This window comes from Pseudomonas sp. A0308, from assembly GCF_044218815.1.
GTDB lineage: Bacteria > Pseudomonadota > Gammaproteobacteria > Pseudomonadales > Pseudomonadaceae > Aquipseudomonas > Aquipseudomonas iridis.
In genome coordinates this window covers 440,812-459,995 of record NZ_CP162581.1, presented here as the reverse complement: position 1 = coordinate 459,995, position 19,184 = coordinate 440,812, and the positions used below count along the sequence as shown (strand labels likewise).

The following is a 19,184-nucleotide window of genomic DNA, read 5'->3' as shown; positions in this document are numbered from 1 at the left end:
AAAACTCCCTGCTTATTTGTGGTGAGCCTTACCCAGTGCCTTGGCGACCAGTTTTTCGTAAAGTTCAGCGTACGGTTCGACCGCTTTGCACCAGTTGAACGGCGCAGCCATGGCGCGGCAACGCATGGCGTTGAGCAATTCAGGGAAAGCGAAAACCTTGAACGCCCGGCTCAGCGCTTCGCGATAGCTTTCAGGCGTGGATTCGTCGAAAAGGAACCCGGTCATGCCATTTTCAATGGTGTCGGCCAGACCCCCGGTATTGCGCGCCACGGGCAGCGAACCAAAGCGTTGCGCATACATCTGGCTCAGGCCACAGGGTTCATAACGCGAAGGCATCAACAGGAAATCGCTGCCGGCAAACATGCGGCGTGCGTCAGTTTCGTTGAAGCCGATGCGCACACCGATCTGGCCGGGGAAGCGCAACGCCAGTTCACGCATGGCCTGTTCTTCTTCCGGTTCGCCACGTCCGATGATTGCGATCTGCCCACCGTTCTGCACGATGTACTCGGAGACAGCCTCGGTCAGGTCCAGGCCTTTCTGATAAACAAGGCGCGACACCACAGCGAACAGCGGGCCAGTGGAATCTTTCAGGCCAAACAATTGGCGAACGTGCGCGGCGTTGACCGCTTTGCCTTCCCAGTCGCCGATGGCAAACGGCGCGAACAGGTGCGGGTCGGTTGCGGCATCCCAGCTTTCATCGATGCCGTTGGGAATGCCACTGAGCAAACCTTGCTGGGTTTTGGCGGCGAGAAAACCGTCGAGACCGCAGCCGAAATCCGGGGTAGTGATTTCCTGCGCGTAGGTCGCGCTGACCGTGGTGATGTGGCTCGAATAAGCCATGCCGGCCTTGAGGAACGACATCTTGCCGTAGAACTCCATGCCTTCCTGTTGCAGGGCATGGTTCGGGATGCCGAGTTCAGGGCACGAGCCCAGGCTGGTCACGCCTTGATAAGCCAGGTTGTGGATGGTGAACAGGGTTGGCGTACGCTGACCGCGCCAGTGCATGTAAGCAGGCGCCAGGCCAGCGGGCCAATCGTGGGCGTGCACCAGGTCCGGGCACCAGTGAATTTGTGCGAGGTTGGCGGCGATATCGGCAGCGGCCAGGCCCAGACGTGCGAAGCGAATGTGGTTGTCCGGCCAGTCGCGGCCGTTGTTGGCGCCGTAGGGCGAGCCTTCACGCTCGTAGAGTTCAGGGCAGATCAACACGTAAATCACCAGCCCGTCGGGCATGTCCATGCGCCCGATCTTGCACGGCGGCAGCGCTGCATGGCCGCCGAGTTCGCCGATGATATGGATAGGGTTCTCGCTGTGCATCACCTGCGGGTAACCGGGGATTAACACCCGGACGTCGTGCAGATGCGCCATGGCGCGGGGCAGGGCGGCGGACACGTCACCCAGGCCGCCGGTCTTCACCAGATCGGCGATTTCCGAGGTCACGAACAATACTTTTTTCTTGTTGGGATTCTGACTGGCTACCGGTGTCAGTGTTTTGCTGCTCGGGACGTTGATCGACCGGCTGCCGGGAATGCTGACGGTGCTCGCTTCGCCTATCGACTGCTGAGCACGTTCTCCCTGAATGTCCAATGCCGCACTGATCATATGAATCTCCCGTGTTTTTGATCTGATTCTTGTCTCAAACAAACGATGTTCATGGCCAAATCCTGTGGCCGGGCGCAAACGCACCGCGCAGTGGGGAGCAAACGCTACCCAACACGCGCAAAGCAGAATGGGTGGAGAGGCCATTGCAAGGATTGCACCACTCGCTTCAGCCCTACCTTTGAGATGACCCGCCGGGCTCAGCAAAAGTTTCGACTTTTTTTCGAGTTTGTGACCGACAGTTTTTACCCCGCGAAAATGAGTCTAGGCCAGATCCTAGAGCGGGCCAGAGCAAATGGGTAAATTGTTCGACAATCGGTTACGTGGTGTTGCGAGGGGAGGTATGTGGAGGGAAACGCACCGACGAAGGGCAGGTTTTTTTGCCTGAAAGGGTCAAAACGGTGACCGGGCGGTCACGTTTTCGTGCTAGCGAAGAAGATGGATGCACTGTTGTGGTGCGTGCGATTTGTTGATGGGTTGTGTCCAAGGGCCTTATCGCTGGCAAGCCAGCTCCCACAGGACTGGCGGCGTACACAAATCTTGTGGGCGCCACGGACCTGTGGGAGCTGGCTTGCCAGCGATGGCGGCGCAGAGGGCGCAGCAATGTCGAGACAGAGGTTGATATCAATTCAGCAAGCGCACCGGACTGCCCGCCGTCCAAGCCTGAATATCCTCGATCATTTGCGAAAAGAATTGCTGATAATTCTGCCGACTCACATACCCCACATGCGGGGTCGCCAGCACATTGTCGAGTGTGCGAAACGGGTGCAGCGCTGGCAGCGGCTCCTGATCGAACACATCCAGCGCCGCGCCGCCGAGCTGTTGTTTCTGCAAGGCCTTGATCAGCGCTGCTTCATCGACAATCGGGCCGCGGGCGGTGTTCACCAACAGCGCAGTCGACTTCATCCAGGCCAATGCCTGCGCATTGACCAGCCCACGACTACGGTCGCTGAGCACCAGATGCACGGACAGCACGTCCGCCTGCTCAAACAATTGTTGCTTGCTGACATAGGTCACGCCGGCTTGTTGCGCGCGCTCGGCCGTGAGGTTTTCGCTCCAGGCGATAACGCGCATGCCAAATACCTGCCCGAACTGCGCCACCCGTTGCCCGATGCTGCCCAAGCCGAGGATGCCCAGCGTCTTGCCATGCAAGTCGCCGCCAAGGCCTTGTTGCCACACGCCTGCGCGCAATGCGTTGGCTTCATTGAGCAGGTTGCGCGTGGCGGCCATGATCAGCGCCCAGGTCAGTTCCGGCGCGGCGTGTTTGTAGCTGTCGGTGCCGCAGATCCTGATGCCCAGCGCCGCAGCGGCTTGCATGTCCAGCGCTGCGTTGCGCATACCGCCGGTCACCAACAACTTGAGATTGGGCAATCGCTTGAGCAGGTCTTCGTCAAAACGCGTGCGTTCGCGCATCACGCAGATCACTGAGTACTTGCCCAGGCGTTCGGCCAGCGTGGCATTGTCCGCCGGGTAATCATGCTCGAACGTCACCTCACCGACGCCATCGAGGACCGACCAGTCGACCACGTCCCGCGCCACGTCCTGCCAGTCATCGATCACCGCAATCTGCACCGCCATCAGCCTTACCTCATCAATCAACGGGATTGGTTTTGTTCAGCCAGCCGAGCAGGGCCTGGTGAAACTTCGCCGGTTCTTCCATCTGCGGCGCGTGGCCCATGCCGGGGAATTCAACCAGAGTCGACTGCGGGATCAGTTTGGCGACCTGTTTACCAAGCACCTCATAGTGACCGATTTTCGCTTTCACCTCAGGTGGCGCGAGGTCCTTGCCGATAGCCGTGGTGTCGGAGGTGCCGATCAGCAACAGTGTCGGCATCTTCAAGTCCTTGAACTCGTAGTACACCGGCTGGGTGAAAATCATGTCGTAGATCAGCGCCGAGTTCCACGCCACCTGGGTCTTGCCCGGGCCTTTGCTCAGGCCGGCGAGCATGTCGACCCAGCGGTCGAACTCAGGTTTCCAGCGGCCATCGTAGTAAGTCGTGCGCTCGTAGTCGCGAATGCCTTGGGCGGTAACTTTCAACTCCCGTTGGTACCACTGATCCACCGTACGATACGGCACGCCGAGGGCTTTCCAGTCTTCCAGACCAATCGGGTTGACCAGTGCCAATTGGTCGACCTGCTCCGGGAACAGCAGCGCGTAACGCGTGGCGAGCATGCCGCCAGTGGAATGACCAAGCAGGGTGGCTTTCTGAATGCCCAGCGCTTTGAGCAATTGCTGGGTATTGGTTGCCAGTTGCTGGAAGCTGTATTGATAGTTGTCCGGTTTGCTGGAGGTGCAGAAGCCGATCTGATCTGGCGCGATCACCCGGTAACCGGCCTCGCTCAGGGCCTGTATCGAACTGTCCCAGGTGGCCGCGCAAAAATTCTTGCCGTGCATCAGCACCACCGTGCGACCGTTGGCCTTGCCGAGGGCGGCGACATCCATGTAACCCATCTGCAGGGTTTTGCCCTGAGACTGGAAATCGAAGTGTTTAAGCGTGTAGGGGTATTCGAAGCCTTGCAGCTGTGGCCCATACGCCGGACCTTCGGCGGGGGCTGTCGTTTGCGTGGCGCCATGGGCAAACAGCGGCAGGGCGGCAGTCAGGAACAGGCCGGGCAGCCAACGGGATAACGTGACAGACATAAGGGCTAACTCCATTGAAATCGGCCGATGCTGGAACGGCGGGATTAGGGCGACGTTAAACACAGGCAATGTGCGGCGATGATGGTTCAACCGATCCAGCCCAGCGTCAGCATGGCCAGTACGCCATACCGCGCGCCTTTGGCGAGGGTGACGATCAGCAGGAAGCGCCCGAGCGGCTCGCGCATCACCCCGGAAACCAACGTCAGCGGATCGCCAATAATCGGCAACCAGCTGAACAGCAGTGACCAATGGCCGTATCGCTCATAGTGCTTGCGTGCGGTTTCCATGTGTCTGGCGCTGACCGGAAACCAGCGCCGATCCTGAAATCGCTCAAGTCTGCAACCCAGCCACCAGTTGACCAGCGAGCCGAGCACATTGCCCACGGTCGCCACCGCCAACAATCCCCAGAGCCAGTAACGGTCGCTGACGATCAACCCGACCAGCAGGGCTTCGGATTGCAGTGGCAGCAACGTCGCGGCGCCGAAGGCGGCAAAGAACAGCCCTGTGTAAGCCGCGCCCATCAACGAGCCGGGTAGTCCGCCACTACGACGTCAGCGCCGTCCTTTTTCAGACCAATCACTTGATAAGCATCGCTCATGCCGTCCATTTCCATGCCCGGCGAGCCGATCGGCATGCCCGGTGCGGCAACACCCAGCAGATCGTCACGCTTGCTCAGGGCCAGCACTTGCTCCGCCGGGACATGGCCTTCGACAAATTTGCCGTTGATGATTGCGGTGTGGCATGAGGCAAGCCGTGGCGGCACGCCGTGTTGTTGCTTGAAGCTGCTCATGTCGGTTTCAACGTGATCTTCGACTTTGAAACCGTTGGCTTCTAGGTGGCTGATCCATTTCTTGCAGCAGCCGCAATTGGCATCGCGATGGACTTCGATGGGAATCAGGTCGACAGCCTGGGCCAGGGAGGAGATGAACAGGGCGCTCAGGGCGACCAGACGCAGGTGGGTTCGCATGACGGACTCTCGACTCGGGTGGCGGTCAAAAAGAACGTATTTTGACCGGTTTTTCCTGCCAGGCATCAACTCAGTGTTTCAAGTTGCTACAAGGCAGACTGGCAGGATAATCGTAGATCAACCCTGACAGCCCCATGAGCGAGAGATGACAAATCCGTAAGGTTGCACGCGATTCTGTGTAGGAGCTGCCGCAGGCTGCGATCTTTTGATCTTTTAAAAGCAACATCAAAAGATCGCAGCCTGCGGCAGCTCCTACATGAGATTGAGGTGAATCAACTGACCTTGAAGCGCCCCATGATCGCACTCACCCGGCTGTTGGCTTCCAGCAACTGACGGGTGTTGAGTTCACTGGCCTGGCCGCTTTGAACCAGTTCATCAACCATGTGGCGAATTTGCACCATGCTGCGGTTGATCTCTTCGGTCACCGCACTTTGCTGCTCGGCGGCGGTGGCGATTTGCGTGCTGAGGCTGTTGATATGGCTGACGGAACCGGCCATTTCATCCAGCCCCGAGTTGACCCGTGCCGTGGCGTCGGCCGCCGACTGGCAACTGGCCTGTGTGTTTTCCATGGCGCTGACCGACGAACTGACCCCTTGGGTCAGTCGCTTCAACATCTCGTTGATTTCCGAAGTGCTGGCCTGGGTCCGGGCGGCGAGGGCGCGTACTTCATCGGCCACCACGGCGAAGCCGCGACCCTGTTCACCGGCGCGCGCCGCTTCGATGGCGGCGTTGAGGGCCAGCAGGTTGGTCTGACCGGCAATCGCGCCGATCACCCCGAGAATCTCGGTGATGCGTTGAGCGTCCTGTTGCATGTTTTCGACTTTATGGGTGGCGCTGGCCACTTCATCGATCAGCGCAACCACGCTGTTGGTCGCCTCGCCCACCACCACACGCGAACGGTCGGCGTTTTCGTTGGCGCGCTGGGTGAACGCCGCGGTTTCAGCAGCGTTCTGCGCCACGCTTTCGGCAGTCGAGCTCATCTCGGTGATGGCGGTGACGGTCTGATCGGTTTCCGAAGCGTGACGCAGCAGAATCTGGCTGGTATGCGTCGAGGTACGTTGCAGGTTGTCGAGGCTCGACGCCATGGCGCCGGTGGCCTGGGTGACTTCACCGATCATGTTTTGCAGATAGGCAATAAAGGTATTGACCGAATGACCGATGGCGCCGAGTTCGTCCTTGGCGCGGATGGTGATGCGTCGGGTCAGGTCGGCATCGCCGCTGGACAGCAGGTCGATGTTGGCTTTCAGCGCTTTCATGCGCGAAACCAGCTGACGGATCGCGTAGATCTGCAACAGCACTAACAGAATCACCAGCGGAATCTGCAACAGGCTCAGGGTGCTGAGCACGTCGTCACGCTGGGCGGTGAGCATTTTGGTCGGCAGAGCAGTGGCGAGGAACCACGGCGTGCCCTCGATCGGGCGCATGAAGAAGGTGCTGGCTTCACCGTTGTTGTCGAATTCGACGCGCTGCGCCTGATCACGGCTTTGCAGACCCGCCTTGACCTGGCTGGCGAAGGTCGAGCTGGCAGCCAGTTCGCTGATGTTCTTCAGCACGATCGGTCCGCTGATGCGCGAACTGTTGCTGATGATTTTGCCATCGGCCTCGACGATGAGCATTTCGGCGTTGAGGTCTTTTTCCTTGCGGGCCACCAGGTCGTTGAAGAAACCCAGGGTGACGTCGATGGTCGACACGCCCCAGGCATTGCCGTTTTTCTGGATGGCCATGGCGCAGTTGGTGCGCGGCTCGGCGCTGGCGTCGTCCTTGTAGGCCGCCGCCCAGGCGCACTGACCGCGCGGGGTGGCCATGCCGCCCTTGTACCAGGTCTGGTCGTAGTAGTTGGGCGCCGCGTCACTGTTCCAGAACGTGTTGACAGCCAGTTTGCCCGAGGCATCGCGATGCCAGAAGGTGCTGAACTTGTTGCGTCCGGCTTCACGCTGGCCGGGTAGCGGCCAGATACCACCGCCAAACACTTTCAGTTCGCCGTATTGATCCACCAGGCCCGGCAATACCGTGTCGATGGCCGCGCTGTCGAGCAGCGGGATGGTCTGGGTGATGCTGCGTTGTTGCGCCTGAACCTTGTTCAACTCGCCCTGAATCTGCTCCGCGACTTCGGCAATGCGGTTGAGCACCACCTGTTCTTCGGTTTGACGCAGTTTGGGTGCGACCAGTTGGCTGATACCGACCACGGTCAGCACTGACAACAGCAGCATGAACAGAACCAGAAACAGCGTGTAGCGAGCCTGAATAGTGCGGAATGCGGGCATGGAAACCGGTCCTTGAGCTGCGATTCTTATTAGGGGCGGGAGGCATAAACAGTGCGGGTATCACTAGGTATCGTCGTTGCCGTCAGAAGCTTTAGGTACCGGCGTGCTAAAAAGCTGAAGGCCGATGACTGGTCGGTATCGGACCTGATACACAGGAATTAACCAGCCATGGCACCAGAGTGAATTTCTACCGGTCGCGGCGTGATGAAGGGCTTGAAAGCCAGCATCCACGGAGGTCTGCTGATTTGTATCGAGAATGTACGAGAATTGTAAGTGAGTGCACAAAAAGGGTTGGTGCCATCAGTGAGCCGGTGGATACTCCCCAGCATTCGAGTGCTTCAACAAGGATATTTCATGTTCATTTCACAGGGAGTTTTCTCATGACGATTGGCATTGTCGGCGGCTGGGAAAGCAAGGCTGGCGTCATGGTGCGCAACACCGGCGGCAAAAAGCAGGTGTCCCAAAGCGTCAAGGTGCAGCAGATGCTCACCAAGGTTGGTAACGATCCTAACGCTTTGAACACTGCCGAGATGGACAAGCAAGGCCTGCGCAAAAACATCAAGGGCTTTGATCCCGCGAACGTCTCGGTAAAACAGATGGGTAACCTGGCGGCGATGCTGCGTAGCCGAGGGCTGATCTCGGAAATCACGTCCTTCACTCTGATGAATGCCGGCGACAAGTTCGATCGTTTCGGCGTGACCAAAGACATTGATGCCAAATTCAATGCGCTGGAGTATTTCGCGACTCAGCTTGATGCGATCCAGAACAATGGTCTCAATGGCAATGCGTACGGCAAAAATCTGATCCCCGAATTCAAGAAAGCCATTTACGTCCTGCAAAACCTGAAAACCTATGGGGAAGGCAACGCGCCGCTTCCCAATAAAGACGGCATCAAAGCCAGGGCTTGAGCCGCCAGACAATGACCCGCTCAAGTTGAGCGGGTCATTTCGCAAGATCGCGGTACGCTCAAGTCACAGCGCTATTTTGCTCAGGTGAGGCACGACTTGCTGTTGTGCCTGATCGTGTAACTGCTGCATCTGCGGGCAGTGCAACTCAAGTTTTCCCAGCCGGTAACCCCGGTGAAACAGCGCCAGCCATCCTCCCTCCTTACCCTCGACGGGTGCCAGCCCGGTAAAGACAAATCCGATTGCAGCCAGTCTGTTCAGGTCGCAGGTGAATTGCTGTGACAATCCGAGCCGGATCGACACCAGCCATTGCTGCGGCAATCCCCTTAGCTGCTCGAGCAGATCGGGCCGCAGGGCCTTGAGCAGGATGTCGTAACGATTGGTGTGTTGTTCCAGCTGAATTGCGGGGCCACGCCAGTAAAATCGTTGCTCTTGCGTGCCGAATACATCACATAAATGTTCCATGAAACTGCGGTAAGCGGACGGCCAGGTCTGCCGTGGCAAGGGGCGTTGATACCCGTCGATGATGCGACATCCCACGACAATCGATTCCGGCGTTGAGCTACCGAATGGTGAGGGCACGTAGTCCGGCAACAGCCCGGTGTTTTGAAAACCGAGACTGGCGGCCATGCGTTGCGTGTACGGGTGGTGAGTGACCTGTTTGATGGACACGTCGTGGCAGCCCAGTGCTTGCGCGTGGGTCAGCAGTTGCTGGCTCAGACGTGTGGCAATGTTTTGTCCCCGGGCATCAGGATGGACGGCGCTCAATGCCAGTTCGGCCGTGCGGGCGCCTGTGTCGCGAAACAGGGTGGCGTGTCCGCGTATCTGCCCGTCGACCACGGCGACCAGCGAGTGCCAGCGCTGGTGGGCGTGGTTCTGGTTGATCATCTGCGGCAGATAAACGTGCGGTTGCACATAGAGATCGCCGTACACCTCGCGGAACAACCGGCTGACCGCCGTGGCATCGCTGGCGCGATAATTACGCAGAATCAGCGGTTCCATCCGGACCCTCCTGATCCTTGTGTCCATAACGACGCAGGTCCAGCACGCGCAGGCATTTGCCCGAACGGGGATGTCGTGGCAGATCCTCATGCGTGCAGCACTGGATGTGCAGTTCCAGCAAATGATCCGCCCGTAATTGCGTGATCAACGGATAAAGCTCAAGCATTGCGGTTCCCAGTTGCCGATTGACGTCGGCGCGGTCGGGAGACTGTGCAGTTGGCACCCATTTGAGCGTCAGCACGTCCTTGAGCGCGACCTGTTCAATCACCAGTTGCCAGTCGTCACAGGCAGCGTCGCGGCGTATCACTTCGGCGATTTCCTGGGGGACCAGCGACAAAATGCCCACTCGGACCCGATGGCTGCTGGCGCTGCGCCCCTTGATCGCGAATTTTCGCTGCGCAGTGCCGAGCGGTTCTCGCCAGCAGGCGCGGTCGCCTACCGGGTATCGAATCAGCGGCATCAAGCGCCGGTGGGGGCTGGTCAGAACGAGCAAACCCACTTCATCGCAAGACTCGATCACCTCTCCCGAGTATTCGTCGATGATCTCCAGGATGGCGTGATTTTCATGCATTCGATGCTCGCCCTCGGCGCAGTCGCGCTGACTGCTGCCGATGAAACCGGCGTCAACGCTGGCGTAGCCGATGGAGGCGATGCGCGCGTTGGGAAAGACCACTTTGAGAATCTGGCGCTGTGAATCAAACAGACTTTCGCCGCCGTAGAGCAGCGTGTCGACAACCGGCAAGGTTTGCTTGCGACGCTCAAGCCAGGCGGCAAAGGTCAACAGATGTGCCGGCAAGCCTGCAAGCACGTTGATCCGATGCTGCTGGATGGATTGCGCCAATACCTGAGAATCGATATCGCCGGTGAACGGAAACTCAGTGATGTCCACACGCACATGTGCCAATGAATCGTGGATGAACAGGAAGCTGGCATACAGGTCGCCAGCAAAAAACAGATTGGCCACCCGGTCTCCCGGGTTGAATTGCACACTGAGGGCGCTGCCGAAATCGCCGACCAGGCGCCGCCATTCTTCCCGGTTGTAAACAGAGAGTTTCCCGGCACTGGTGGAACCGCCGGTTCTGAATACCAGTGCCCCCTTCGCTGAGTCGGTCAATACCGGCCACAGATCGAGGGTTTCGCTGTGACGCCAGAATTCGTCGGGGTCAACGATCGGTAGCTCGGTGAGCAACGTGACTTGTCCAAGGACTTTGGCAAAATGTTCGCGGTAATAGGGCGAGTGCTGACGAGCGAAGTTGATCAATTCGCCCACTGAGTCAGTGATGTTCACAAGGTTGACCTTTTTTATAGTTTTCTGGCTTGACTCACGGGAAGTGTCAGTTGCGCGAATCAATCATTAACGGCGTCTTGCCGCTGTGCTTGTTTCGGGCGAAGTCTTTGATGGCACAGACTTCAACTTCGAGATTCAGCAACCCGCTGTGAATAATCGTTGCCAGGGTCGGGTAACTCGACAGTCGGGCCTGCACGTCAACAATTTCGAGTTCGCTGCGCAAACGCATGCGCTCGATACCGTCGGGTGCATGATCCAGCAGCAGTTGAAACGGCACTTGCAGATGCACCGCCAGTTCGCTCAATGAAATGAAGTCGGTGCCGATGCGGATCAATTTGCCGTGGCGTTGCAGCAGTTCGAAGCGTGGAGAGGCCAGTCCGCAAGCACAGGCACCGGATACCCAGCGGCCAGTGTCGCCGACGTCATAGCGCTGAACGTTTTGCGCCTCCCGGGCGATGGAGGTGAACAACAGGCGGCCGACTTGATTGCCGACCACAGGCTCATCGGCGTCGAGCGCGACAATTTCCAGATGTTGGGTGTCGTTCATCAGATGAAAAATGCCATCTCCCGTAGCCTGGCAGGCATGACCGAGGGGGCCGGCGTCGACACTTCCGTAAATCGCCGAGCGGACGCTGGTCACACCGCACCGGCGCAAAAGAGCACGACTCGGTTCACTGAGATGTTCGCCGCCGAGAAACACCTTGGTGATACCGCCGTAGGCTTGCAAGCGCTCCCGTTCGTTGAGGAACAAGCGGTGCAGAGTGCTTGGCATGCCCATCAGCACCGTCACGCGCTGACTGATGATCAGCTCGGCGATGTCGCGGTAATCGTCATCGGCCGGGGCGCCCATCGGCAGGTGGGGGATGTCCAGCAACTCAAGCACTTTGGCGAAACTCAGGAAACCGCCGTACAACCCGCCGCAGAAGAACAGGTTCATTACCCGATCCCGCGCCGGATCCAGGCCCGCAGCAAACAAACCGTCCGCTGTTGCGCGCATCTGTCGATGGAAATCACCATAGCTATAACCGGACAGCGCGGGTGTCCCGCTACTGCCACCGGAGCGGAAATACAACTGCGCCGCCGCGTTGAACGGCTGGCCCTTGAAACGCTCCTTGTCCATGATCGGCTGCCCGCAAAGCGTTACGGGTACAGGCGCGGGATCAAGGGTGGCGTGGCTTGGCAACAGGCCGGCGGCGACGCTGACCGACACACGTCGACTAAGTCGTTGCAACGCGTAAACGCCATCATGGGGCTCACCGTCATAGCCATCGTGAATGCCGGCCACTGGCGCGATGCGCGTCACACCGGCACGGATCAGTATCCGTGCCAACTCGCCAATTTGTGCTTCGCCGCACAGCAGCGCGCAACTTTGCAGGACGTTGCGCCATGGCAGCAGGGTGTCGGTGATCAGCGACCGCGGTACCGGATGCAGCAGCACGCTGCGAAACAGCGGGGAGGGGGCGAGTTGACGCTCGTGCGCCCAGATCACCCGCCAGCCCGGCGCGCTCCAGACATGGCCGGTTTGTTCCGCGAAGCTCTGCGCCAGGCGTGCCATGTGCGTGTGCGTGGTGATTTGCGCGCCTTCCTGTGGCGTTGGCAACAGCGCCGGCCATTGCCCGGCGCGGCGTTCGAAGGCTGCCGCCAGGCGTTCACCGATCTCGCGCAATACGACCGGGTCGTCACTGTCCACCAGCAGCCATTGCGGGCTGGAGCAGGCCTGCTGATCCAGTCGACAGACTTCATCGGCGACAGCATCGAGGTTCTGCGCTGTGGCGGCTTCGGTCGTCAGATAGACGAAACTGATGCGATGTCCCCAGTCGATCCACCGGCAACCGGACGGGAGCTGCTTGCGAATGGCTTGTAAGGCGGGCTCACCGCCCCACGCCGCAACGCCATTGGCGCGTTTACACAGTTGCCCGATCTGCCCCGTGCCCACTGGCAATACCGCCACGTAACCAGCGATTTGGCCGCTCGAATCGCATTGCAACAAGGCGTGCAGTAACCGTGCGGTCAGGCCTTGGTCGCTGCTGCTGGGTCGTAACCAGTTGACGTTGCCTGCCAACAGACTTTCCAGTACCGCGCAGAACGCCAGCAACGGCGCGTTGCCCGGCGTGATGTGCACCACCAGCCCGAGTGGGCTCCAGCATTCGAAGTGCGATTGTCGATAGTCGATGCGGCGCAATGAGCCCGGTTGGGCGCCCAGTTCGCGTTGCAATTTGATCTGCAATGCCTCGGCCGTGCAGAACTCGATCAGGGCCTGTCGATGTTCGAGATCGAGCGCGAGCTCTTGATTGTCGCCGCTCAGTTGCTCAGCAAAGCAGGTCGCGGCGCTGATCACCGTGCTGCTTTGCAGCGGCGTGCTCAGATGATCCGCAAGATCTGCCTGAAGGCATTCAAGCGCAGCGTCAAGGTCGCAGGCGTCGCGTAATTGTCCGTCGATCAAGTACATATCAGTAGCTCCCCAGCAGGTCGGCCGCTGCCATCGCGCAACTTCTGCCTGCGGTAGTGCCTGCGCGGCCGTGCAGTTCAAACCAATCGCTGCTCAGCCCGCAGCCGCAACTCTGGCCAGGGTGCAACGTCGCCAGATCGCTCATCACCACCGCGTGTGCGGGACTGGACGAGATATAGGGCGAGACGAATCCCAGCAGGCCTCGCTGGCCATAGGGTTGAATAGAAAAATCAGCTGGATGGCGCACGTACACCTTCGAATAGACCGGGACATGAAAACGGTGATGGGCGCATTCGATGTAAGGCACGGCATGCTCGACGGCACCGTAACCATCTCGACAACGCGAGGTTTCAATGCCCAGTTGGCGGTGGATGCAGGCATATAACTGTTGCCTGGGAATCTCATGTGCGGCCTGGGTTTTCCAGCCACCGCCGAAAAATGCCAGGGAACCGGCCGGCAGTTTCAGATCTGGCATGCCGAGGGCCTGCATCTGTTGCAAGGTCTGCCAGAGAAACGCCGGGAAGCCGAGGATGCGTACCGGCAGACCTTCTTCGGCAAACGCCTGCAAGGCCTGGATGACGCCAAACACATCAAACCGATGACCGTTACCGGTGCTGCGCAAGGCATAGACCACAAGGTTGGCGGGGGCGAAGCGGCACAGAAACTGATCGGTGAACGAGGTGCCAAGCGTGATCAGCCCTTGCGGCTCGTAACTCAGCAGCAAGTAGTTGCAGGGCGTGTCCGGGGTGTCCCAACCGTAATGGCGGAAGATCTGCACGACCATGAATTGCGCCGCGCCAAGGCTGCGCTCGTCGTAGCGCATGCGGCTGCGCTGACCGCTGGTGCCGGAAGACGTCAGTTCCAGGGCATTGGCGCCGGTGCTGCTGAGCAGCAGCCGTTGCTTGAAAAAATTGGCGAAGATCGGTGGCAAGTGCGACCAGTCATCAAGCGTGTCCAGGTCATGCGCACCGAGCCCGTGGGCGTTCAACCAATGTTCGTAGCCCGGTGTGTGCTGGCAATGAAAACGACTGATCTCGGCCATGGCCCGTTCGAACAGGCCCGTGGGCACGGAATGCGGGCAATAAGGATGGGGCAACGCGCATAACGCATCGCTCGCGGGTAAATGGATCATCAATGTTCCCTTATTCAGGTGCGGCGAACGCGGTTTTGGCGTCTTGTAGAAACCAGAGCAACAGCGGCAGGCACATCAAGCCTCCGAGCGCGGCCCACAGGGCGAAAAACTCAAGCCGGGTTCCGCCGCCAATGGCTGCAATAATTGAGCCGCCGATGCCCATCGCGGCAATCGAAATCATGCCGACCATGGCCGAGACCAGGCCTTTGCTGTCATCCGAACAAAACAGCGCCAGCCGATACAACGCCGCGTTGCTGATGCCCAATCCAACGGCGTAAAGCGCCAGGCTGGCGACTGTCGCTGTCAGTCCCAGACCCTGCATCGCGCAGCCGATCAGCGCCAGCAGGCCCAGGCAGAACGGCCAAAGCCCCAGTTGTATCAGGCGTGATAACGAGTGCGTCACCAGCAGACGGTTGAGAATGAGATTGCCGACGATGACGGCAGAGAAAATCGGAATTTGCCACAGGCCATACGTCAGCGGTGTCAGGCCCAGGCCCTGGATCAGCAGCAACGGCGCCAGACCGATCCAGGCAATCAGTGGCAGGCTCATCAGCCCCAGGGCCAGGCTCGCGCCGAGGAACCGCGGGTTACCGAGCAGGGCAAGGTAGCGCTGGCGGATCTGACGCATGGAAAAGGCCACGCGGGCTTGCTGCTGCCCATCGCGGCGGATAACCCCCACGGTCTCCGGCATGCAGGCGTAAAGCCCCAGCCAGACCAGCACCGCAGCAATGCCGAGTGCCAAAAACAGTTCGCGCCATGTCAGCCATTCCAGCAGTACGCTGCCGAGCATGGGGCCGAGCAACGGCGATAGCAGCGCAATGTTGCCGAGCAGGGCCATCAGGCGCACGGCATCCGCTTCGCAGAACACTTCCTGTAGGGCCGGATAGCTGACGGCCACGACAAACCCCAGCCCCATGCCCTGTATCAGGCGCAGCGCATTGAACGCTTCAATGCTGCGGGTAGCGAAAGCGGCGGCACAGGCAGCAGCGAATGCGCCGCAGCCGATCAACAGCAGTCGGCGCCGCCCCCAATGATCAGACATTGGGCCCAGCAGCCATTGCAGGCAGACGCCGCCCAACAGATAAAGATTGAAGGCATTGGGAACATGGCGAACATCGGCCTGGAACTCTTCAGTGACGCTCAACATCGCTGGCATGATCAAGTCACTGGCCATATAGGTCAGGAGTTCAAAAGCGCTAAGCGCCAGGCAGAATCCCACCACTTGGCGTGGCCCGATTCTTATCAATGTTCTCTGCATAAACATCCTTGTCAGGTAAGGAGGAGGTTGCAGAGCCTAGGTCCAGACATTGGCGTGACCTACTGGTTAGCTGAAACATTAAATTTCGAATCTTTGCAGGATATGAAACGGACCTAAAACGCCAGTAAAACAAGACGTTACCGGGCACTCATCCATGCTAAAAAAAAATGCCCGCGAATGGGGCGGGCATTGTTTTTCAGTTAATTCAGTGTGTATTTTTCATGCCCGGCATCTGACACTGGCGAGCAGGCGGGGTGAAATATCCTGTTAACGATGTTGATCGTCGCCGGGGCTTCCCCGGCGCAAGGATGATGGTCGTCTTGAAGCCGTGATGAAGCCAAAAGCCTCTATCGGCTGTAACATGAGGCCCCGTTTGCAGCGGCGCCTACCCGTATGACGGCAAGTGCATGGCATGCAAGTGGATACATTCCAAAGTTTCAGGAAGCCGCAATGACCCAGAAGCAACGTTTGATTTATTCGATTCTGATCGCCGTCTCCGTACTGGCGATCATGCTCGGCCTGTCCTGGCTGCAAAACACCGGGAAGATCGATGAAAAAACCTTCCAGTACATCGCCATCGGTGTGGCGGTGATCGTCGTGGTGATCAACGGCGTAATGCGCCGCAAGGTCAAACCCTGACGGCGATCGCAGTACGTTTCACTCGGCGTCGAGGACTGCAGCAGCCTGCGGATGCAGGCTGTAGCTCTTGTCCGCGTTGAAGGTGATCACACCTTCGGCGCTCAGGCGCTTGAGGACTTCGCGCACACTGAGGAAGGACAGCGGAATATCCAGATCCAGCAATTGGCTATGGACGCCGCGAACGCCCAGGCGACGGTCGTTTTGTGCCGCGACCAGCAGGGCGTCGATGACCTTCAGGCGAATCAGGCTGGTGCGCAGACCGAAGCTTTTGAGCAACAGCCGGATGCGTTCGTTGCCGTGACGCTCGATGCGTTGTCCGAAATCGCTCGCGTGGGGGCTCATGGATGCTCCTTGTGGCGCCTGGCTACCGTCCGTTGGTAGTTGCGGGTTGTACATGCAATTACTCCTTTTCAGAGCCCGATCGGGAAAGGTTTTTTTGCGCTCTCTAAACAAGACGTTTCAGCTCGCCAAATCATGAAAGAAAAAATGTAGAAAATTTGTCGGGATTTCGTCTTCTGCGCGTAATCACTGCGCAAAACTGCCGCGCACCGCGCTAAATTTTTTTCGTCGACGTTCGTTTTCAGGACAGGCTCATTGCGCGTGGACGCGTGGGTGTTACCACAGCGGATCCGTTGCCCGTCACATGTTTCGCGCGGCAAGGCAGATCCGCTCTTCGGCATTTCGATCAGGAGCGAGCGTGATTATTTCCAGGCAGTTAACCGGACTGACCGTTGCCGGTATGCTTTTCGGGCTGAGCCTTTCGGCCCATGCATTCAGCCCCTCCATTGATACCAGCGCCGAGATCCGTCGTACCGGTTTCGGCGTGCCGCATATCCGCGCACAAGACGAGCGTAGCCTGGGTTTCGGCATCGGATACGCTTATGCGCAGGACAACCTGTGCCTGCTGGCCAACGAAATCGTCACGGTCAATGGCCAGCGGTCGCGGTATTTCGGCCCGGATCAGTTCACTGTCGAAGAACGTGAAAACCGTGTCAGCGATGTTTTTTTCAATTGGCTTAATACGCCGGAAGCGGTCAGCACCTTCTGGCAGGCGCAAACGGCACAGGTGCGTGATCTGGTCCAGGGTTATGCCGCGGGCTACAACCGCTATCTCGCCGAACGCCGTCAGCAGGGTCTGCCGCAACAATGTCAGGGCGAATGGGTTCGCGATATTGCCCCGCAAGATCTGGTCAAGCTGACCCGTCGTCTGTTGGTCGAGGGCGGGGTTGGACAATTCGCCGAAGCCCTTGCCGGTGCCACGCCGCCACAGGCCACGGCGCGGATCGCCAACGATACGCACGCCTACCAAATGGCAGATGTCCGTCAGCAGCGCTTCGCGCTTGATCGTGGCAGCAATGCCGTGGCGGTGGGGAGCGAGCGTTCGTTCAACGGTCGCGGCATGCTGCTGGCCAACCCGCACTTTCCCTGGGTTGGCGGTATGCGTTTCTATCAAATGCACCTGACCATTCCCGGCAAACTTGACGTCATGGGCGCCGCGTTACCGGGCCTGCCGATGATCAACATCGGTTTCAACCAGCATCTGGCCTGGACCCATACGGTCGATTCCTCCAAACACTTCACTCTGTATCGCCTGCAACTCGATCCGAAAGACCCGACGCGCTATCTGCTCGATGGCCAATCATTGCCGATGAGCAAGCAGACAGTGACCGTGCAGGTCAAACAGGCCGACGGGCAAGTGCTGCCGGTGGCACGTGACATCTACAGCTCGAAGTTCGGCCCGATTGTGCAGTGGCCGGGCAAGCTCGATTGGGACAATCAGTTCGCCTACAGCCTGCGTGATGCCAACCTCGACAACGATCGCGTGCTCAAGCAGTGGTATGCGATGAATCAGGCTTCCACGCTTGAGGATTTGCAGGATTCGGTGCACAAGATTCAGGGTATTCCCTGGGTCAATACGCTCGCCGCAGATGACAAGGGGCAGACGCTGTACATGAACCTGTCGGTGGTGCCGAACGTCAGCGGCGAAAAACTCGCAAAGTGCAGTGACCCGCGAATCGGCACCCAGATGATCGTGCTCGACGGCTCAAACAGCGCCTGCGCCTGGGACGTCGACCCGCAAGCCGCGCAGAAGGGCATTTTTGCTGCCAGCCAATTGCCGCAACTGCTGCGCAAGGACTTCGTCCAGCACTCCAACGATTCCGCATGGCTGGCCAACCCGGCGCAACCGCTCACCGGTTTCTCGCCGTTGATCAGTCAGGACGGCCAACCGCTGGGCTTGCGTTCGCGCTTTGCCCTCGATCGTCTGGCGAGCCTGAACAAAAAAGGCGCGCTGGGGATCAAGGATCTACAGCAGATGGTGATGGACGATCAAGTGTATCTGGCGACCCAGGTGGTGCCGGATTTGCTGAAGTTCTGCGCCGCTGACCTTGGCGCCGATGCGCAAGCACTGAAACCGGTGTGTGCCAGCCTGAAGGCGTGGGACGGGCGGGCCAATCTGGATTCGGGCCTGGGCCTGGTGCATTTCCAGAACATCATGCAAGCCCTGCAGCAGTCGGTGGACATCTGGCGCGTCGCCTTCGATCCGCAAGACGCGCAACACACGCCGCGTGGTCTGGCGATCGAGCAACCAGCGGTGGCCAAGGCGCTTCGCGAAGCGATGCTGGCGTCGATCGATGCCGTGGCCAAAATGGGCCTGAAACCGCAAACCCGTTGGGGCGACATTCAGGTGGTCAGCAGCGGCGGGCGGCAGACGCCGATCCATGGCGGGCCGGGTACGCTGGGGATCTACAATGCGATCCAGAGCGTGCCACGCGAGGATGGCAAGCTTGAGGTGGTCAGTGGCACCAGTTATCTGCAAGTCGTGACGTTCGATGAAAAGGGCCCGCACGCGCAGGGGCTCTTGGCCTTCTCGCTGTCCAGCGATCCGGCATCGAAATACTCGCGCGATCAGACTGAGGCATTCTCGAAGAAACAGTGGAGTGTGCTGCCGTTTACCGAACAGCAGATCCAGGCTGACCCGCAGTATCAGGTGCAGACCATTCACGGGACGCTGGACAAAACGGGGAAGGTCGCCGCGAAGTAA

Annotated in this window: 14 protein-coding genes and 2 pseudogenes; 3 read left to right on the top strand and 13 right to left on the bottom strand. The window is 59.1% G+C overall.

From position 1 onward, the window contains the following. Positions 1-12: 12 nt before the first annotated feature. From glgA to AB4P92_RS02090, 7 genes and pseudogenes are all read right to left on the bottom strand, one after another. Positions 13-1,599, bottom strand: coding sequence for a glycogen synthase GlgA (gene glgA, locus AB4P92_RS02120; RefSeq protein WP_042559011.1), 1,587 nt, complete (start codon positions 1,597-1,599; stop codon positions 13-15). 621 nt (positions 1,600-2,220) lie between these two features. After that, entirely contained in the window at positions 2,221-3,174 is a 954-nt protein-coding gene (locus AB4P92_RS02115; RefSeq protein ID WP_261735325.1) for a D-2-hydroxyacid dehydrogenase family protein, read from the bottom strand. Between the two features lie 13 nt (positions 3,175-3,187). Beyond that, positions 3,188-4,237, bottom strand: coding sequence for an alpha/beta fold hydrolase (locus AB4P92_RS02110; RefSeq protein WP_047300959.1), 1,050 nt, complete (start codon positions 4,235-4,237; stop codon positions 3,188-3,190). A gap of 86 nt (positions 4,238-4,323) precedes the next feature. Beyond that, a complete protein-coding gene (locus AB4P92_RS02105; protein WP_395598761.1) occupies positions 4,324-4,758 on the bottom strand; it encodes a YqaA family protein in 435 nt (144 codons plus the stop codon). Continuing rightward, positions 4,758-5,204 (bottom strand): DUF411 domain-containing protein, encoded by a 447-nt coding sequence (locus AB4P92_RS02100; protein ID WP_200614434.1) that lies wholly within the window; start codon positions 5,202-5,204, stop codon positions 4,758-4,760. The genes AB4P92_RS02105 and AB4P92_RS02100 overlap by 1 nt, the downstream gene beginning before the upstream one ends. Positions 5,205-5,476: 272 nt before the next feature. Further along, positions 5,477-6,004 (bottom strand): annotated as a pseudogene (locus AB4P92_RS02095) (methyl-accepting chemotaxis protein); the annotation flags it as partial. Between the two features lie 333 nt (positions 6,005-6,337). Next, positions 6,338-7,414, bottom strand: a pseudogene (locus tag AB4P92_RS02090) (cache domain-containing protein); the annotation flags it as partial. 434 nt (positions 7,415-7,848) lie between these two features. Here AB4P92_RS02090 and AB4P92_RS02085 point away from each other — a divergent pair. Beyond that, on the top strand, positions 7,849-8,376 hold the full coding sequence (locus AB4P92_RS02085; RefSeq protein ID WP_261735412.1) for a hypothetical protein: 528 nt from the start codon (positions 7,849-7,851) through the stop codon (positions 8,374-8,376). Positions 8,377-8,439: 63 nt separating this feature from the next. Here AB4P92_RS02085 and AB4P92_RS02080 read toward each other — a convergent pair whose 3' ends face one another. From AB4P92_RS02080 to AB4P92_RS02060, 5 genes are read right to left on the bottom strand one after another with little or no spacing between them, the layout of a single operon-like run. Continuing rightward, the gene (locus tag AB4P92_RS02080; RefSeq protein ID WP_261735329.1) at positions 8,440-9,375 is read right to left on the bottom strand and encodes a GNAT family N-acetyltransferase; all 936 of its coding nucleotides are present in this window, start codon (positions 9,373-9,375) and stop codon (positions 8,440-8,442) included. Next, positions 9,353-10,663 carry a phenylacetate--CoA ligase family protein gene (locus AB4P92_RS02075; RefSeq protein ID WP_395598760.1) on the bottom strand — a complete coding sequence of 437 codons (1,311 nt, stop codon included), beginning with the start codon at positions 10,661-10,663 and terminating at the stop codon, positions 9,353-9,355. The genes AB4P92_RS02080 and AB4P92_RS02075 overlap by 23 nt, the downstream gene beginning before the upstream one ends. A 46-nt stretch (positions 10,664-10,709) precedes the next feature. Then, positions 10,710-13,112, bottom strand: a complete 2,403-nt coding sequence (locus AB4P92_RS02070; RefSeq protein ID WP_395598759.1) for an aldehyde dehydrogenase family protein — start codon at positions 13,110-13,112, stop codon at positions 10,710-10,712. Between the two features lies 1 nt (position 13,113). After that, positions 13,114-14,244 carry an acyl-protein synthase gene (locus AB4P92_RS02065; protein WP_395598758.1) on the bottom strand — a complete coding sequence of 377 codons (1,131 nt, stop codon included), beginning with the start codon at positions 14,242-14,244 and terminating at the stop codon, positions 13,114-13,116. A gap of 10 nt (positions 14,245-14,254) precedes the next feature. Further along, positions 14,255-15,502: an MFS transporter gene (locus AB4P92_RS02060; protein ID WP_395598757.1), complete on the bottom strand. Its 1,248-nt coding sequence runs from the start codon at positions 15,500-15,502 to the stop codon at positions 14,255-14,257. A 450-nt stretch (positions 15,503-15,952) separates the two neighbouring features. On the opposite strand from AB4P92_RS02060, the gene AB4P92_RS02055 reads away from it, so the two are divergent. Continuing rightward, entirely contained in the window at positions 15,953-16,141 is a 189-nt protein-coding gene (locus AB4P92_RS02055) for a hypothetical protein (RefSeq protein ID WP_042559024.1), read from the top strand. 18 nt (positions 16,142-16,159) lie between these two features. On the opposite strand, the gene AB4P92_RS02050 is transcribed toward AB4P92_RS02055, so the two are convergent. Then, positions 16,160-16,537 (bottom strand): fe2+ zn2+ uptake regulation protein, encoded by a 378-nt coding sequence (locus AB4P92_RS02050; RefSeq protein WP_395598756.1) that lies wholly within the window; start codon positions 16,535-16,537, stop codon positions 16,160-16,162. A 301-nt stretch (positions 16,538-16,838) separates the two neighbouring features. Here AB4P92_RS02050 and AB4P92_RS02045 point away from each other — a divergent pair, with 301 nt between their 5' ends. Then, positions 16,839-19,184 carry an acylase gene (locus AB4P92_RS02045; RefSeq protein WP_395598755.1) on the top strand — a complete coding sequence of 782 codons (2,346 nt, stop codon included), beginning with the start codon at positions 16,839-16,841 and terminating at the stop codon, positions 19,182-19,184.

What these genes read in the sequence shown, in the direction of transcription:
- AB4P92_RS02110 (WP_047300959.1), bottom strand. Translation starts at nt 4,237, where the DNA reads ATGTCTGTCACGTTATCCCGTTGGCTGCCCGGCCTGTTCCTGACTGCC.
- AB4P92_RS02055 (WP_042559024.1), top strand. Translation starts at nt 15,953, where the DNA reads ATGACCCAGAAGCAACGTTTGATTTATTCGATTCTGATCGCCGTCTCC.
- glgA (WP_042559011.1), bottom strand. Translation starts at nt 1,599, where the DNA reads ATGATCAGTGCGGCATTGGACATTCAGGGAGAACGTGCTCAGCAGTCG.
- AB4P92_RS02065 (WP_395598758.1), bottom strand. Translation starts at nt 14,244, where the DNA reads ATGATCCATTTACCCGCGAGCGATGCGTTATGCGCGTTGCCCCATCCT.
- AB4P92_RS02070 (WP_395598759.1), bottom strand. Translation starts at nt 13,112, where the DNA reads ATGTACTTGATCGACGGACAATTACGCGACGCCTGCGACCTTGACGCT.
- AB4P92_RS02085 (WP_261735412.1), top strand. Translation starts at nt 7,849, where the DNA reads ATGACGATTGGCATTGTCGGCGGCTGGGAAAGCAAGGCTGGCGTCATG.
- AB4P92_RS02050 (WP_395598756.1), bottom strand. Translation starts at nt 16,537, where the DNA reads ATGTACAACCCGCAACTACCAACGGACGGTAGCCAGGCGCCACAAGGA.
- AB4P92_RS02100 (WP_200614434.1), bottom strand. Translation starts at nt 5,204, where the DNA reads ATGCGAACCCACCTGCGTCTGGTCGCCCTGAGCGCCCTGTTCATCTCC.
- AB4P92_RS02060 (WP_395598757.1), bottom strand. Translation starts at nt 15,502, where the DNA reads ATGCAGAGAACATTGATAAGAATCGGGCCACGCCAAGTGGTGGGATTC.
- AB4P92_RS02105 (WP_395598761.1), bottom strand. Translation starts at nt 4,758, where the DNA reads ATGGGCGCGGCTTACACAGGGCTGTTCTTTGCCGCCTTCGGCGCCGCG.
- AB4P92_RS02080 (WP_261735329.1), bottom strand. Translation starts at nt 9,375, where the DNA reads ATGGAACCGCTGATTCTGCGTAATTATCGCGCCAGCGATGCCACGGCG.
- AB4P92_RS02115 (WP_261735325.1), bottom strand. Translation starts at nt 3,174, where the DNA reads ATGGCGGTGCAGATTGCGGTGATCGATGACTGGCAGGACGTGGCGCGG.